The organism is Deinococcus alpinitundrae (assembly GCF_009982895.1).
In the GTDB taxonomy this organism is placed as follows: domain Bacteria; phylum Deinococcota; class Deinococci; order Deinococcales; family Deinococcaceae; genus Deinococcus; species Deinococcus alpinitundrae.
Window position 1 is genome coordinate 1 of the sequence record NZ_WXZL01000316.1, and the last position, 264, is coordinate 264.

General features: G+C 42.4%; 1 protein-coding gene. It reads right to left on the reverse strand.

The window, feature by feature from the left end; translation table 11 throughout:
• Positions 1 to 72: 72 nt before the first annotated feature.
• On the reverse strand, positions 73 to 264 hold a 192-nt coding region (locus GUI70_RS25855), incomplete at its 5' end, for a YaaL family protein (RefSeq protein WP_161884592.1).

Here is a 264-nt window from a genome sequence, read left to right on the forward strand (position 1 = left end):
GATCCCATGAATTCCCTCACTCCTCGCTCGTTCTTGTACAAGCATATGATGGGAATCATGCAAATAGACCTGCTACTTCCAGCTGCCGATCCTTAAATTTCTTTTTTTTGCTTCCCGCAAATAAAAAAAGTACTTTGCCTCGGCAACCTTTAATTCGTAAAGAACTTCTGGGGAAGGCTCTAGGCTGTTTTCAATCAGCCGCTTTTGCCTGTTCCATTCTTCCTTTTGATGGATCAGCTGTTCAACCAGCTTGTTATCAAATTC